The sequence below is a fragment of the Niameybacter massiliensis genome, from assembly GCF_001282685.1.
GTDB classification, from domain to species: Bacteria; Bacillota; Clostridia; order Lachnospirales; family Cellulosilyticaceae; genus Holtiella; species Holtiella tumoricola.
The window spans coordinates 2,857,645-2,871,636 of record NZ_LN875035.1 but is presented as its reverse complement, the minus strand read 5'-3'; the positions used below and the strand labels follow the sequence as shown (position 1 = coordinate 2,871,636).

Sequence of the window (13,992 nt, the reverse complement as noted above, 5' to 3'; positions counted from 1 at the left end):
AAATGCATTTAATGAAAGGAGAATACGAACATGACAAAATATCAAAAAAAATATTATCCAGCCTATATGACAGTTCCAGCATTGGTCATTTTTACGATTTTTTATATTGGCTCTATTGTAGGGGGATTTATTTTTTCTTTTACTAATTGGAATATCTTTAACTTTGATAGCCCTAAATTTATAGGATTTGATAACTTTCAGATGTTATTTACGTCACCAAGCTTTTTTAAAGCCCTTATGAATGTGTGTATTTTTGCACTACTTACAACTTTAATTAAAGTAAGTTTTGGCCTTGGCCTTGGACTATTACTTAACAATAAATTTAAAGGTAGAAACTTTTTTAGAGCGGCTATTTTTTTACCATGTACAATTGGTGCACTTGTTATTGGATATGTATTTAGTTTTATCATGCAACCAGAGACAGGTATTCTTAATGAGTTTTTAAGATTTTTGAATCTTGATGTTCTTGCACTAAATTGGTTAGGCGATCCCAAAGTAGCTTTATTTTCAGTATGTATTGTAGAGTCATGGATGTGGATTGGGTTTAACGTATGTATTGTTCTAGCAGGGCTTCAAGCAATTCCAGAAGAGTTGTATGAGGCAGCAAGTATTGATGGAGCTTCAGCATTTCAGAAGTTTAAAAATATTACAATGCCATTTATTAGACCAGCGCTTAATGTAACCATTACATTATGTATTATTGGCGGGTTTAATATTTTTGATATTGTAATGTCAATGACTAATGGGGGGCCAAATGGTGCAACGCAAGTACTTAGTAAACTTTCTTATGATGCATTATCGGTGGGAACATTAGGTTATGCATCAACTATTAATTTAGTTCAATTTTTACTTATTACTCTTATTATTGGACCATTATTGAAGTTTCTAAGAAGAAAGGAGATTGATCTATGATGACAGCGGCTAAAAGACAACAGATCATTAAGCTTTCTATAGTATATATTTTTTGCACTATAATGACATTATGTGTCCTTATTCCTTTTGCACTTGTAATTCTTAACTCATTTAAAAGTGTCTCTGAGGCAGCTATCATAGACTTTTCTTTACCAGAAAAGTTTATGTTTGAAAACTATGCTCATGTTATTCAAGAAGGGAAGCTTTTTAGAGCCTTTGGAAATAGTATGCTTATTACTTGTACAGTGGTATTTTTTACAGTTATTCTTGCTTCAATGACAGCATTTGTTATAGGTAGAAGAGATGATAAGTTTGGAAAGTTTACTTATGGATATTTTCTTATTGGACTTATTGCACCTCTAGCGCTTATTCCAGAAGTAGTTATAGTAAAGTTATTAGGCCTTAGTGGTACTTACATAGCACCTATTTTGATTCATATAGCTATACGCTTACCACTAAGTGTTATGCTCTATACAGGTTTTATTAAAGGTATTCCTGTATCATTAGATGAGTGTGCTATGTTAGATGGTTGTGGCCCATTTAGAATGTTCTTTAATATTATTTTTCCACTTCTAAAGCCAGTTATTTTTACGAACATTATTTTAACTTTTATGGCGGTGTGGAATGATTTCCAAATTTCACTTTATTTCTTATCAGATTCCAAAATGCAAACGTTGCCTTTAGGAATTTATAATTTTGTGGGATTTATGACTTATAAGTGGAATTATGTATGTGCATTTATTGTTATTACCATTTTACCAATTATTGTTGTCTATCTTCTTGCACAAAAATATATTATTGAAGGTATGGTAGCAGGTGCTGTAAAAGGATAATGACGAGTATAGAAAGAGGTTATTTGCAGTTAGGAAAAGATGAAAATAAAGTAAAAGAAGCTATATCCTTTGGTAAACAAAGGGTGTAGCTTCTTTTGTTAGATTTATAATAGATATTAGTATGTGACTTAAACGACTGTTTAAATTGACTAGAAGTTAAATTGAAGTCATACTATATACTGTAGAAAAGGAGAGATGAACGGGTGAAAAAATTATTAGTCTATCTAAAAGATTATAAAAAAGAATGTGTACTAGCACCTTTATTTAAAATGTTAGAAGCTTCTTTTGAATTATTTGTGCCATTAGTAGTTGCTGCCATTATTGACCAAGGGATAGGGCTTAGTGATCAGGGATACATTACTAAAATGGTTGTCGTTTTAGTATTATTAGCACTCATTGGTCTTATTTGCTCTGTCACAGCCCAGTACTTTTCAGCTAAAGCTGCTGTAGGGTTTGGAACCAAGTTAAGACATTCACTTTTTGAGCATTTATTAGGGTTATCCTTTACTGAAGTAGATACAATAGGAACTTCAACAATGATTACCCGTATGACAAGTGATGTCAATCAAGCACAAAATGGTGTAAACATGGTGTTACGCCTATTTTTACGTTCACCGTTTGTTGTATTTGGCGCAATGATTATGGCATTTACTATTGATGTAAAGTCAGCCATGTTGTTTGTAGGTGCGATTATTCTTTTATCTTTTGTAGTTTTTGGGATTATGTTATTAAATATCCCAATGCTTAAGTCAGTTCAACAAAAGTTAGACGGTGTACTTGGTAGTACAAGAGAGAATCTAGCAGGTGTGCGTGTTATTCGTGCTTTTTGTAAAGAAGAAGAGGAAGTAGAAGCTTTTGCAATCAAAAATGAAGCGTTAACAAAGATACAACAAAAAGCAGGAAGAATTTCTGCTTTAATGAATCCTTTTACCTATGTCATTATTAATGTGGCTATTGTCCTATTGATATGGACAGGCGCTATCCAAGTGGATCATGGTGTACTGAGCCAAGGGGAAGTGGTTGCTCTTTATAACTATATGTCTCAAATTTTAGTGGAGCTGATTAAGCTTGCAAGTTTGATCATTACCATTAATAAATCTGTAGCTTGTGGCAATCGTATTTCGGAAGTATTTGACATACAATCCAGCATGGAAGAAGGCTTAGAAAGAATCTTTGGCCAAGCTACCAAGGCACCTGTTGTTGAATTTAAAAATGTATCTTTAACTTATGAAGGTGCAGGGGAGGCTTCTTTAACAGGAATAGATTTTAGTGTACAAAAAGGCCAAACAATAGGTATTATAGGTGGAACGGGTTCAGGTAAAACATCTCTTATACATATGATTCCTAGATTTTATGATGCTACATCCGGTGAGGTCCTCATCAACGGAAAGAATGTTAAAGCTTATGCTTCAGACATTTTAAGAGATAAGATAGGGATTGTCATGCAAAAGGCAGTCCTTTTTAAAGGAGATATTGAAAGTAATATTAAATGGGGTAAAAAAGATGCGACCCATGAAGAGCTAGAAGCAGCCATTGAGATTGCACAAGGAAGTGATGTGGTTGCAAGTAAGGGAGGCTTGAAAGGGCAAATTGACCAAGCAGGGAAGAACTTATCAGGTGGGCAAAGACAGCGGATGAGTATTGCACGTGCGCTAGTGAAGAAACCTGAAATCTTAATTTTAGATGATAGTACCTCCGCATTAGACTTTGCAACAGATGCTAAACTCCGTAAAGCAATTAAGGAATTAGAGGGTAGTCCCACAGTCTTTATAGTTTCTCAAAGAGCATCTTCCATTCAATATGCTGATCAAATCATTGTATTAGATGATGGCAAGATGGTTGGTAAAGGGACACATACTGAACTTTTAGTAAACTGTGAAGTGTATAATGAGATTTATTATTCTCAATTTAAAAGAGAGGAGGCATAAGGATGAAACAAGATAAAAAAGGCCAACAAGCTATCCTTAAGAAAGTCATGCAGTATATTAAAAGATATACTAGACTGATGGCGCTTTCCATTCTACTTGCTGTTGTGATTGTTATTTTAACCCTTTATGTACCTATTTTAATAGGTAAGGCCATAGATGGTATTGTATATGGTGGTGTAGATTTTGAAGGCATTTTAGGACACTTGATTAACGTTGTAATCATGGTAGGTGTAACAGCTCTTGCCCAGTGGATGATGAATACCATCAATAATAAAGTGACCTATCAAGTTGTACGTGATATTCGTGAAGAAGCTTTTGATAAAATAGAAATTCTTCCTCTTAAATACTTAGATGGACGCTCACAAGGTGAGATTGTAAGTCGTGTCATTACAGATGTAGACCAATTTGCAGATGGATTACTCCTCGGATTTACACAACTCTTTACAGGGGTAATGACCATTGTAGGGACACTCATCTTTATGCTTACGATTAATGTAGGGATTACTTTTGTCGTTGTACTTGTAACGCCACTATCTCTTTTTGTAGCAAGTTTTATTGCGAAGAAAACGTACAGTATGTTCAAATTACAATCTGAAGCACGTGGTGAACAAACAGCTTTCATCGATGAGATGATAGGCAATCAAAAAGTTGTTAAAGCCTATGGTCACGAAGAAGAAGCCATGAAGCAGTTTGATGAAATTGGAGATAGACTTGCTCAATACTCTTTGCGCGCTATTTTCTTCTCATCTTTAACGAATCCTTGTACACGTTTTGTAAATAGTATTGTTTATGCTGGCGTAGCACTTACAGGCGCATTTGCAGTTATTACAGGAAAAATGACAGTGGGAGCATTATCTTGTTTCTTAAGTTATGCTAATCAATACACAAAGCCATTTAATGAAATTTCAGGCGTTGTAACAGAACTTCAAAATGCCATTGCTTGTGCAGGGCGTATCTTTGAACTTATTGAGGAAGAGCCACAAGTAGAAGAACCAGCAAATGCTATTGTATTAGAAGATGTGCAAGGGGAAGTTACTTGTAATGATGTAAGTTTTTCTTACGTACCAGAGAAAAAACTTATTGAAAACTTTAATATTGCCATCAAGCCAGGACAAAAGGTAGCCATTGTAGGACCTACAGGCTGTGGTAAAACAACGATTATCAACTTACTCATGCGTTTTTATGATGTAGATCAAGGTACAATTTGTGTAGAGGAAACAGATATACGTCAGATGACAAGAAAAAGTCTACGATCTAATTATGGTATGGTGCTTCAAGAAACTTGGCTCAAAAAAGGAACCATCAAAGAAAATATTATTATGGGTAAACCAGGTGCTACGGAAGAGGAAATCATTCAAGCAGCGAAAGCTTCTCATGCCCATTCCTTTATCAAACGTCTGCCTAAGGGGTATGATACGATTATTGGTGAAGATGGCGGCATGCTTTCACAAGGACAAAAGCAGCTTTTATGTATTACAAGAGTAATGCTTTGTAAGCCACCTATGTTGATTTTAGATGAGGCTACCTCATCTATTGATACAAGAACAGAAATTCAAATTCAAAGTGCCTTCAATAAATTGATGAAAGGTAGAACAACCTTTATTGTAGCTCACCGACTTTCTACCATTCAAAATGCAGATGTCATTTTAGTGATGAAAGAGGGCAAGATTATTGAACAGGGCAACCATGAAAGCCTTTTAGAGCAAAAAGGTTTCTATGCTGAACTTTATAATAGCCAATTTGCAATATAGAATAGAGCGAAAATACAAAAGCTCTCAAACTGTGATATACCACAGCTTGAGAGTTTTTTATGTTATAAAAGGACAATTATATATTAAGTCAAATAAAGATCAAAAAAGTTAAAGACTAAGTCAATATTATCAGGCGTTTCAAATAGAGGTCCACCGTGACCAGCACCATCTATAAGGCGGAGATTAATAAATGTATCTGGGATGTTATACATTAATTGCTGAGAGAAGACGACAGATTGTTGATAGGGAATATTTTTATCTTTTGTACCATGTTCAATAAGAAAAGGAGGGGCTTTGCGGTTTAAGTAGGTCTCTGGATTACTTTGTTTAACTTTGCCAGGAACTTTAGTGATTTGCGCACCTAAATATAAGGATTCAAAAGAATCAGGACTATCATGAACTTGACCTGCAATCCCATTAATAACAAATTGAGGATCCATAGTTAAGAAGTTAATAGGTCCAAAGAAATCAACTACAGCCTGAACATTCCAAGGAACTCTAGGTGCCCCCAAGCTTGAATCTACAAAAACAGGGGTATATCCTGTTGTACCTGCTAAAGCAGCTAAATTACCACCAGAGGAAGAACCCCATAGCCCAATTTTGTCAGGATTTAAGTGATATAGAGAAGCATTTTTACGTATAAATCGGATGGCGGCATTAACATCTTGGGGAGCAGCAGGAAAAGTAGCCTCTGTACTCAAGCGATAATTAATAGAGACTATGGCATAACCACGCTTAACACCAGGTTCTAAAGCCATTTTTAATTCAATACCTTGTTTATCACCAAAACGAAAGCCACCTCCATGAATAATAATAATGACAGGATAATGGTCGCCATTTCCATTAGGTAAGAAAATATCAAGTTTTTGGGCAGGGGACTTATTTGCATAAGGGACATTGAGCCATTTACGCTTAATAGAAGAAAAATCAAAGGTTACTTGTGCTTCTTCAGGAAGAAAAGGTAAATCCATAGCATATTCCTCCAATATAAAAGTATTCATCTCATTTATATACAGATAATGACCTAGAGTATTACAAGTAAATAAGGAAGCAAGTCTAATAAACAATGATTTAGAATGAGAGAGCGTTGATAATTAATGTTTAAATTTACTTTCTTCTTAGCTATTCCGGTCATGTTTGGAGCAAGCTTGCTTAAAGTACTTAAGTTTGGAGTTGTCTTTACAAGTGCAGAGCTTACCATATTATTAGTGGCAATGGTAGTAGCCGTTGTAGTATCTATTATAGTTATTAAAGGGTTAATGCAATACATTAAGAAACATCACTTCACTGTATTTATAAGGAGAGCCAATAAAAGGGACTATCTAAATCATAAAATCAACGTTATAATAAAGGCTACATTCAAAAGAAAGTATATAGGTAAATTTAATGAGAAATTTTAAAATGGTTATTCAATATGATGGAAGTCGTTATAAAGGTTTTCAAACTCAAAAAGACACAGATCTTACAGTACAAGCTAAAATAGAAGCTGTGCTTGAGAAGATGGCAGAGGAAAAAGTAGAGCTTATTGGGTGTGGTCACACAGATGTTGGGGTTCACGCAGAAAACTATGTAGCAAATTTTAAAACAGAATGTACATTAAGCCCTGAGCTTATGTTAGATTATTTATATGAGTTTTTACCAGAAGATATTGTGGTAAAAAGTATAGAAGAAGTGCATGAGCGTTTCCATGCCCGTTATAATGCAAAAGCTAAAACTTATATGTACACTATTAATTGTGGAAAGACTAGAAATGTCTTTACAAGAAAATATGTGCATCATATGGATGAGGACTTTGATCTTGAAAACATGCAAAAAGTTGCTGCTGTTTTTGAAGGGACACATAATTTCCAAAGCTTCACTAGTTTAAAACCAAATGGTAAATCAACAACAAAAACAGTTCATAGCATTGAAATTATTAAATCAGAAGATATGATTCAGATTAAAATAACAGCAGATGATTTTCTACTTCATATGCAAAGAATGCTTATCGGAACACTCATTGAAGCTGGTAGAGGTACAGTAACAGCAAAACAAACACAAGAAGTAATGGATAAAGAAGAAAAGGCTGCAGGCTATCCTATAGCTAAACCTAAAGCGCTTTCATTAGTAGAAGTAAAGTATTAATATAAAGGTATTTTAAAGCCCTTGCTAGAGATATAAGTTAATGTCTCTAGCAAGGGCTTTTTAGTTCACTATTATTGTAAAGTAAGTTATAATAGAAGTAGAATTTGTTAAATATAGGAAACTATAAAAGAAGGAACGCAAATGAAAAAACTTATAGAGTGTCTAGAGATTAATCCAGGGGTAACCACTTTTGTTGGAGGAGGAGGCAAGACTTCGTCTATTTTTCAAGTAGCTAAGGAATTACAGGCACAAAATAAAAGTGTTATTGTTACAACGACGACCAAGATGTATTATCCGACTAAAGAGCAAGCAAAAATTGTCCTAATCAATCCAGCTAAGGAGCGAATAAGAGAAGCTTTAATGCAAAACACACTCATTGTTATAGGGCAAAGTCATGAAGAAGGAAAAATTACAAGTGTATCAGATGAACAAATTGAGATGATGGAGCAGTTGGCTGAATATGTATTAGTTGAAGGAGATGGCTCCAAGCATCTACCTATCAAAGTACCAGCTGAGCATGAACCTGTTATCCCTAAATCTACCCAGAAGGTGGTTATTGTAGTAGGTATGAAAGCCTTAAATGTACCTCTTGAATCCTGCTGTTTTAGAAAAGAAAGAGCAATGGCACTATTAGAAGTACAGGCATCTCATCTCATCAGTAAGATGGATATTATAACCCTTATAACAAGTAAAGTAGGATTGCAAAAAGGCATAGATGAGAAAGCACAAACTATCCTTATCAATCAGATTGATTTAATAGAAGCAAAAGTATTAGAATGCTTTTCACAGTGTTTAAAAGAAAACTATAAAGACACAATTGTACTTGCAGCAATTAACCAAGGATATTGGAAACAAGTTCAATAGGAATTGAGGAGGATGATGATGTTAGTCATTATAAAAGGTGCAGGGGACTTAGCCACAGGCATTGGCTATAGATTAAGTGTAGCTGGATTTGATGTTGTGATGACAGAGATTGCAAAGCCTACAGTTGTACGACATACCGTAGCTTTTGCAAGCGTAGTTTATACAGGAAGTATCTGTGTAGAGGGTGTAACAGCAGTACTTTGTAACAATCTACAAGAGGTAGAAAACACCTTAAAGCATAAGCAAATACCAGTAGTTATTGATCCTGAAGCAGAAATTATCAAGTCACTTAAACCAGATGCAGTAGTAGATGCCATTATAGCCAAGCGTAATATAGGAACAAAAAAAGAAGATGCACCCATTGTAATAGGTGTTGGACCAGGCTTTACAGCAGGACAAGACTGTGATTATGTAGTAGAAACAAAACGTGGACATTATCTAGGACGTGTTATTGTAGAAGGAAGTGCTATACCTAACACAGGTGTTCCAGGTGATATAGGTGGCTATACTACAGAACGTATTATTCGTTCAACTAAAGAGGGGGTATTTAAACCTGTTGCACATATAGGTGATCAGGTACAAAAAGGAGATATTGTAGCCTATGTAGATGATACACCTATTTTAGCAGAGTTAAGTGGAATAGTAAGAGGGATGTTAATAGACAACATGATGGTGCCCAAAGGCTTTAAATGTGGGGATATTGACCCAAGATGCGTAAGAGAGCATTGCTTTAGTATATCTGATAAAAGTAGATCTATAGGTGGCGGCGTATTAGAAGCCGTTATGAGAGGAGCATGTAAAAATGAATAGAGAAGCGTTAAGGGAACTTGCACAAGAAATGGAAAGATTTAAACCAGTCCTTGTTATTTGTGGTGGAGGTCATGTAGGCTACTATATAGCCAAGATGGGCCACATGCTAGACTTTGAAGTGGTTGTGATTGATGATAGAGAAAGCTTTGCCAACACAGAACGATTTCCAAATGCAACAGTTATATGTAAGCCTTTTGTAGAGGCGATTCGTGAGATTGAACATCCTGAAGTCTGCTATTTTACCATTGTTGCAAGAGGGCATGCACATGATACAGATTGCTTAAAAGCAGTACTTGATAGAGACTTTGCATATGTGGGTATGATGGGAAGCAAAGTTAAGATTAAAGTAGTTATGGAACATATGAAAGAAGTCGGCTATGATGAAGCTTTACTTAAACAAGTACATACACCAATAGGCCTTCCATGTAGTGCAATCACACCAGCAGAGATTGCAGTAAGTGTGGCAGCAGAGCTTGTACAGGTGAAAAACACATTAAGTAGTGAAGGCTATGTAGGGAATGATGTAACTCAAGCCATGTTAAGGGATGAAGTAGCAGTATTGGCAAGAATTGTAGAGAAAAAAGGAAGTGCGCCTAGAGGCATAGGATCTACTTTAGTACTGAAAAAAGATGGTACAGTTATAGGTACAGTTGGTGGTGGCAATGTAGAGAACCTTGTTATAGAAAGAGCAAAAGAATTAGTAGGAACAAACACTACAGAATATATGGACTGTAATATGATAAGTAAGGCAAAAGGTAATATTAATATGGTATGCGGTGGTATTGTTAAAGTACTCATTGAAACCATAGTTGAATAGGAAAAGTTATAAGAGGAATCCACTGCTTAAAACGATAAACAGTGGATTCTTTTTGGAATAAAAGTAAGCAGAGTGGACAACTCTATTTTTAAAGAAAATAAGGATAGAGGATAAAACAATGAAGCAACTTTTAAAGCAAGATAAACTGGCAGAGTCTTTTAGTATTGCCATGCTCCTTGCACTTGTAGGTGGTTATTTAGATATTTATTCTTATTTAGCAAGGGGCAAAGTCTTTGCCAATACACAGACAGGCAATTTAGTTTTGTTAGGATATAATATTGCTCAAGGTAATTTGGAAAAAGTACTTTATTATATCTTACCTATTTCATCTTTTGTAGGGGGAATTTGGCTTGCCAAAATTATAGAGTTCAAAATGAAGGAAGGGAAGTACTTTGACTGGTTACACTTTTTACTAGGTATTGAGATAGTAGCTTTATTTATCGTTATGTTTATTCCAGAGGGGAAACTTAATGTCATTGCGAATATTATGGTTTCTTTTGTATGTGCCTTACAAGTACAAGGCTTTCGTAAGGTCAATGGCAACTCTTATTCAACAGTGATGTTTACAGGTAACTTAAAAAACGTGGCAGAGCGCTTTTCACATTATTCTATAACTAAAGAATCGGATGCATTAGAAAATGGAATGATCTATTTAGGGATTACCCTTATGTTCGTAATAGGAGGATGGTTGGGGGCTTTAATAACAATGGAATATGAAGCCAAAGCTGTGGGCCTTGCAAATATTGTGTTAGGACTAGTTTTTATTTTATTGTATATAGAAAAAAGAAGAGATATTTAATCTATTTAGTAGGGTCAAAGATAGGTAAAAAAGTACATGAAAAGGATAAGATAGGACATGTTGATAGGAGATAGAATTCGGTATAATTGAGGTATAGCAAAATCACTCTACTAAAAAGGATGATCAAGATATGAAAGCATATAATGAACTGATGAAGTACAGAGAAGATTATACCGGGCATTATTGGAATCAAATGGTTGAGGTGAATAACCCAGCTCTAGATGGAGGTACAAGCTATTGGGAAGACCGTATTTTACAACAAATACGTTTTGCCATGGCATGTTCATTAGCACAAGAGGGCACAGATCATGCTCTTATTGAAAGTGTTAGTGAGAAAGTCCTAAACCTTAAAAAGACACAAGGTTATATTACAAAAGAGCAAGTATTAGAATTTGAGCAAGAAATGATAAGTTTAAGTGAGAAAATGAAGGCTTATACGGTACACTGTGTGGCACATGCTCATATTGATATGAACTGGATGTGGGGATGGCATGAGACTGTGTCAGTAACCATTGATACTTTTAGAACCATGTTGAATCTCTTAGGGGAATATAAAGATTTTACCTATTCTCAATCACAGGCATCTACTTATCAAATCATTGAGGACTATTGTCCAGAGATGATTGAAGAAATCAAGCAATATGTACATGAGGGCAGATGGGAACTAGCTGCTTCTACATGGGTTGAAAATGATCGTAATATGTCTAGTGGGGAAAGCTTTGCAAGACATATTCTTTATACTAAAAACTACTTATCCAAACTTTTTGATATAGATGTAGATACATTACAATTAGATTTTGAGCCAGATTGCTTTGGACATTCAGCCCATATTCCAGAAATTTTAGCAAATGGTGGTGTGAAATACTATTATCACTGTAGAGGTTTAGAAGGTCATAGTTTATACAAATGGCAATCTCCATCAGGCGCAAGTCTTTTAGCTTATAGGGAACCTATTTGGTATGCGAATTCTATTACAGGTAATTCTTTTAGTCATATTCCAGAAATCTGTAATCCATTTGGGGTTAAAGATGGTCTGTATGTTTATGGTGTAGGTGACCATGGGGGCGGACCAACAAGAAGAGATATTGAAAAACTTCAAGATATGAATACTTGGCCAATTTATCCAACTTTAAAATTCAGTACCTATCATAATTATTTCAAAGCTGTCGAACATGCAAAAGACACATTACCTGTTGTGGATCATGAATTAAACTTTACACTTACAGGATGTTTTACATCTTCTTCACGTATAAAAATGGCAAACCGTTATAGTGAAAATGTAATTGTAGATTCAGAATATATCAATAGTATGACACATGCTTTATTAGGCAGACCGTACTCTAATAAAGGTTTTGAAGATGCTTGGCAAAAAACACTCTTTAACCAATTCCACGATATCTTACCAGGATGTGGTATAAACTTTACAAGAGAATATGCATTAGGCAAATTCCAAGACATTATGGCTGGAGCAAATACCATAAGAAAACTGGAGTTAGAAAATCTAGTTAGACAAATTGATACAACAGAGATTACAAGTAAGTTGAGCCATGAAGTAGAAACAGCAGAAGGTGCTGGAGTTGGTGTACATACAAGACGTATGATTGGTAAAGAAGGCGTATCCTTTAACTTAGGCCTTTCACAAAATGCCAGATATGGCGGTGCAACAAGACTTTATACTTTATTCAATCATACAGCTTATACAGCTATGCGTTATGTAGAAGTGATGATATGGGACTACAAAGAAGACTTGAATCAGTTAGCAGTATACAACTCAAAAGGAGAAGCACTTAACTTCGAAAAGCAAGAAGATGGATATAATCAATATTGGGGCCATTGGTATACTAGACTTTTAGTAGAAGTGGCACTTCCAAGCTATGGTTATGAGACCATTTTAGTGACACAAAAAGAAGACATGAGTCATTCATCAGCCTTTGCAAAAGATTCTCGTGTGAACACTTATATGGATTATACATTAGAAAATGATTATGTAAGAGCAACTTTTGATCCTACAACACTAGATATGACTTCACTCTTTGACAAAGTAAGAGAAGAAGAAATGCTAGAAGAGGGAAAAGGTGCAGGCTTCCACTATATTAAAGAAGATGGTAAAGAAGCTAATGCATGGATTGTTGGGCGCTATGTAACCATAGATGATGTAAAAAGAGAATGTATTGATATTAAGAAACATAAGGGGGCAACTGCTGAGAGTCTAAGCTATACAATGAAACTTGCTCATTCTACACTTAAGGTGACAGCAACCCTTTACAAAGGCAAACATTCAGTGGAATATCATGTAGAGACTATGTGGAATGAAATAGGCGATACTACCTATACACCACAACTTAATTTCCAAGCTCACTTAAAACAACATACAGGAGAATTTATCTATGACGTGCCAATGGGCGAAGTGACTCGCTTGCCACTTGTAGAAGATGTACCAGCAAGTAGCTTTGGATGGGCACATTGTCAGTCTAACTATGGACTTTATTTAACAAGTGAATCTAAATATGGCTATAGAGGACTTCAAAATAGTTTAGCGCTTTCACTTCTTAGAAGCAGTCATCATCCAGATACACATCCTGAAAATGGTACACATAGCTTTGACTTTGTAATAGGTGTAGGTAGAGTTGAAGAAGCTAGACAAGAAGCCGCACTCCTTAACCACCAAGTGGATGTCATTGGTTGTAAACCAAATCAAGAAGGAAGTTTGCCACAAACCATGTCATTCCTTAAAGTAGAAGGAGAAGGGATTATCGTTGATACTATTAAGAAGGCAGAGGGCTTAGATCAAGCATGGATTGTACGCTACCATGAAGTAAATGGCTTAGAGACAACTGTTGCATGCCAATTTGCAAGAGAAATTGAGACAGCCTACCCTGTTGATTTCTTAGAAAGACAAGTAGGGGAAGAGCTTACAGTAGAAGGAAACTGTGTAAGTAGTCTCATTGCACCTTATAGTATTCAAACTTTATGTATTAAAGCTAAATAAAATTTCCAAGGATTTAAAAATAGAACCTATAGAATAGATAGTGAAAATCTATTCTATAGGTTTTTTATACAGATAAACGCTTCAATCTTCTAATAGGTGTGTTTTTAATATGGAACCATAAAATATAAAAAAGATAAATTAAAAAAATTAATATTAAAATTGATA

At 35.1% G+C, this 13,992-nt stretch carries 11 protein-coding genes and 1 pseudogene; 11 read left to right on the top strand and 1 reads right to left on the bottom strand.

Annotated features, from left to right (window positions below; translation table 11 throughout):
* Positions 1 to 30 precede the first annotated feature (30 nt).
* The 4 genes from BN2390_RS19105 (at position 31) to BN2390_RS19090 (ending at position 5,424) form a co-directional block, all read left to right on the top strand.
* Positions 31 to 912, top strand: a complete 882-nt coding sequence (locus tag BN2390_RS19105; RefSeq protein WP_053985889.1) for a carbohydrate ABC transporter permease — start codon at positions 31 to 33, stop codon at positions 910 to 912.
* A complete protein-coding gene (locus BN2390_RS19100) occupies positions 909 to 1,745 on the top strand; it encodes a carbohydrate ABC transporter permease (protein WP_053985888.1) in 837 nt (278 codons plus the stop codon). The genes BN2390_RS19105 and BN2390_RS19100 overlap by 4 nt, the downstream gene beginning before the upstream one ends.
* A 203-nt stretch (positions 1,746 to 1,948) precedes the next feature.
* Positions 1,949 to 3,673 carry an ABC transporter ATP-binding protein gene (locus tag BN2390_RS19095; protein WP_053985887.1) on the top strand — a complete coding sequence of 575 codons (1,725 nt, stop codon included), beginning with the start codon at positions 1,949 to 1,951 and terminating at the stop codon, positions 3,671 to 3,673.
* Positions 3,674 to 3,675: 2 nt separating this feature from the next.
* Positions 3,676 to 5,424 carry an ABC transporter ATP-binding protein gene (locus BN2390_RS19090; RefSeq protein WP_053985886.1) on the top strand — a complete coding sequence of 583 codons (1,749 nt, stop codon included), beginning with the start codon at positions 3,676 to 3,678 and terminating at the stop codon, positions 5,422 to 5,424.
* Positions 5,425 to 5,507: 83 nt separating this feature from the next.
* Here BN2390_RS19090 and BN2390_RS19085 read toward each other — a convergent pair whose 3' ends face one another.
* Positions 5,508 to 6,395, bottom strand: a complete 888-nt coding sequence (locus BN2390_RS19085; RefSeq protein ID WP_053985885.1) for an alpha/beta hydrolase — start codon at positions 6,393 to 6,395, stop codon at positions 5,508 to 5,510.
* Between the two features lie 132 nt (positions 6,396 to 6,527).
* Between BN2390_RS19085 and BN2390_RS19080 the strand changes: the two are divergent.
* The 7 genes and pseudogenes from BN2390_RS19080 to BN2390_RS19050 form a co-directional block, all read left to right on the top strand.
* Positions 6,528 to 6,824 (top strand): annotated as a pseudogene (locus tag BN2390_RS19080) (undecaprenyl-diphosphate phosphatase); the annotation flags it as partial.
* Positions 6,811 to 7,548, top strand: coding sequence for a tRNA pseudouridine(38-40) synthase TruA (gene truA / locus BN2390_RS19075; protein WP_082238873.1), 738 nt, complete (start codon positions 6,811 to 6,813; stop codon positions 7,546 to 7,548). The pseudogene BN2390_RS19080 and the gene truA, both read left to right, overlap by 14 nt.
* 141 nt (positions 7,549 to 7,689) lie before the next feature.
* A complete protein-coding gene (gene yqeC / locus BN2390_RS19070; protein ID WP_053985882.1) occupies positions 7,690 to 8,412 on the top strand; it encodes a selenium cofactor biosynthesis protein YqeC in 723 nt (240 codons plus the stop codon).
* An 18-nt stretch (positions 8,413 to 8,430) separates the two neighbouring features.
* Positions 8,431 to 9,222, top strand: coding sequence for a selenium-dependent molybdenum cofactor biosynthesis protein YqeB (gene yqeB, locus BN2390_RS19065; RefSeq protein ID WP_198524949.1), 792 nt, complete (start codon positions 8,431 to 8,433; stop codon positions 9,220 to 9,222).
* On the top strand, positions 9,215 to 10,039 hold the full coding sequence (locus tag BN2390_RS19060; protein WP_053985880.1) for an XdhC family protein: 825 nt from the start codon (positions 9,215 to 9,217) through the stop codon (positions 10,037 to 10,039). The genes yqeB and BN2390_RS19060 overlap by 8 nt, the downstream gene beginning before the upstream one ends.
* Before the next feature lie 118 nt (positions 10,040 to 10,157).
* Positions 10,158 to 10,838 carry a YoaK family protein gene (locus BN2390_RS19055; RefSeq protein ID WP_053985879.1) on the top strand — a complete coding sequence of 227 codons (681 nt, stop codon included), beginning with the start codon at positions 10,158 to 10,160 and terminating at the stop codon, positions 10,836 to 10,838.
* Positions 10,839 to 10,968: 130 nt separating this feature from the next.
* The gene (locus BN2390_RS19050) at positions 10,969 to 13,827 is read left to right on the top strand and encodes a glycoside hydrolase family 38 N-terminal domain-containing protein (protein ID WP_053985878.1); all 2,859 of its coding nucleotides are present in this window, start codon (positions 10,969 to 10,971) and stop codon (positions 13,825 to 13,827) included.
* The last annotated feature ends 165 nt before the right edge of the window (positions 13,828 to 13,992 follow it).

Coding starts and splice junctions, on each gene's coding strand:
- BN2390_RS19105 (WP_053985889.1), top strand. CDS start 31: ATGACAAAATATCAAAAAAAATATTATCCAGCCTATATGACAGTTCCA.
- yqeB (WP_198524949.1), top strand. CDS start 8,431: ATGTTAGTCATTATAAAAGGTGCAGGGGACTTAGCCACAGGCATTGGC.
- BN2390_RS19055 (WP_053985879.1), top strand. CDS start 10,158: ATGAAGCAACTTTTAAAGCAAGATAAACTGGCAGAGTCTTTTAGTATT.
- truA (WP_082238873.1), top strand. CDS start 6,811: ATGAGAAATTTTAAAATGGTTATTCAATATGATGGAAGTCGTTATAAA.
- BN2390_RS19060 (WP_053985880.1), top strand. CDS start 9,215: ATGAATAGAGAAGCGTTAAGGGAACTTGCACAAGAAATGGAAAGATTT.
- BN2390_RS19100 (WP_053985888.1), top strand. CDS start 909: ATGATGACAGCGGCTAAAAGACAACAGATCATTAAGCTTTCTATAGTA.
- BN2390_RS19085 (WP_053985885.1), bottom strand. CDS start 6,395: ATGGATTTACCTTTTCTTCCTGAAGAAGCACAAGTAACCTTTGATTTT.
- BN2390_RS19090 (WP_053985886.1), top strand. CDS start 3,676: ATGAAACAAGATAAAAAAGGCCAACAAGCTATCCTTAAGAAAGTCATG.
- BN2390_RS19050 (WP_053985878.1), top strand. CDS start 10,969: ATGAAAGCATATAATGAACTGATGAAGTACAGAGAAGATTATACCGGG.
- yqeC (WP_053985882.1), top strand. CDS start 7,690: ATGAAAAAACTTATAGAGTGTCTAGAGATTAATCCAGGGGTAACCACT.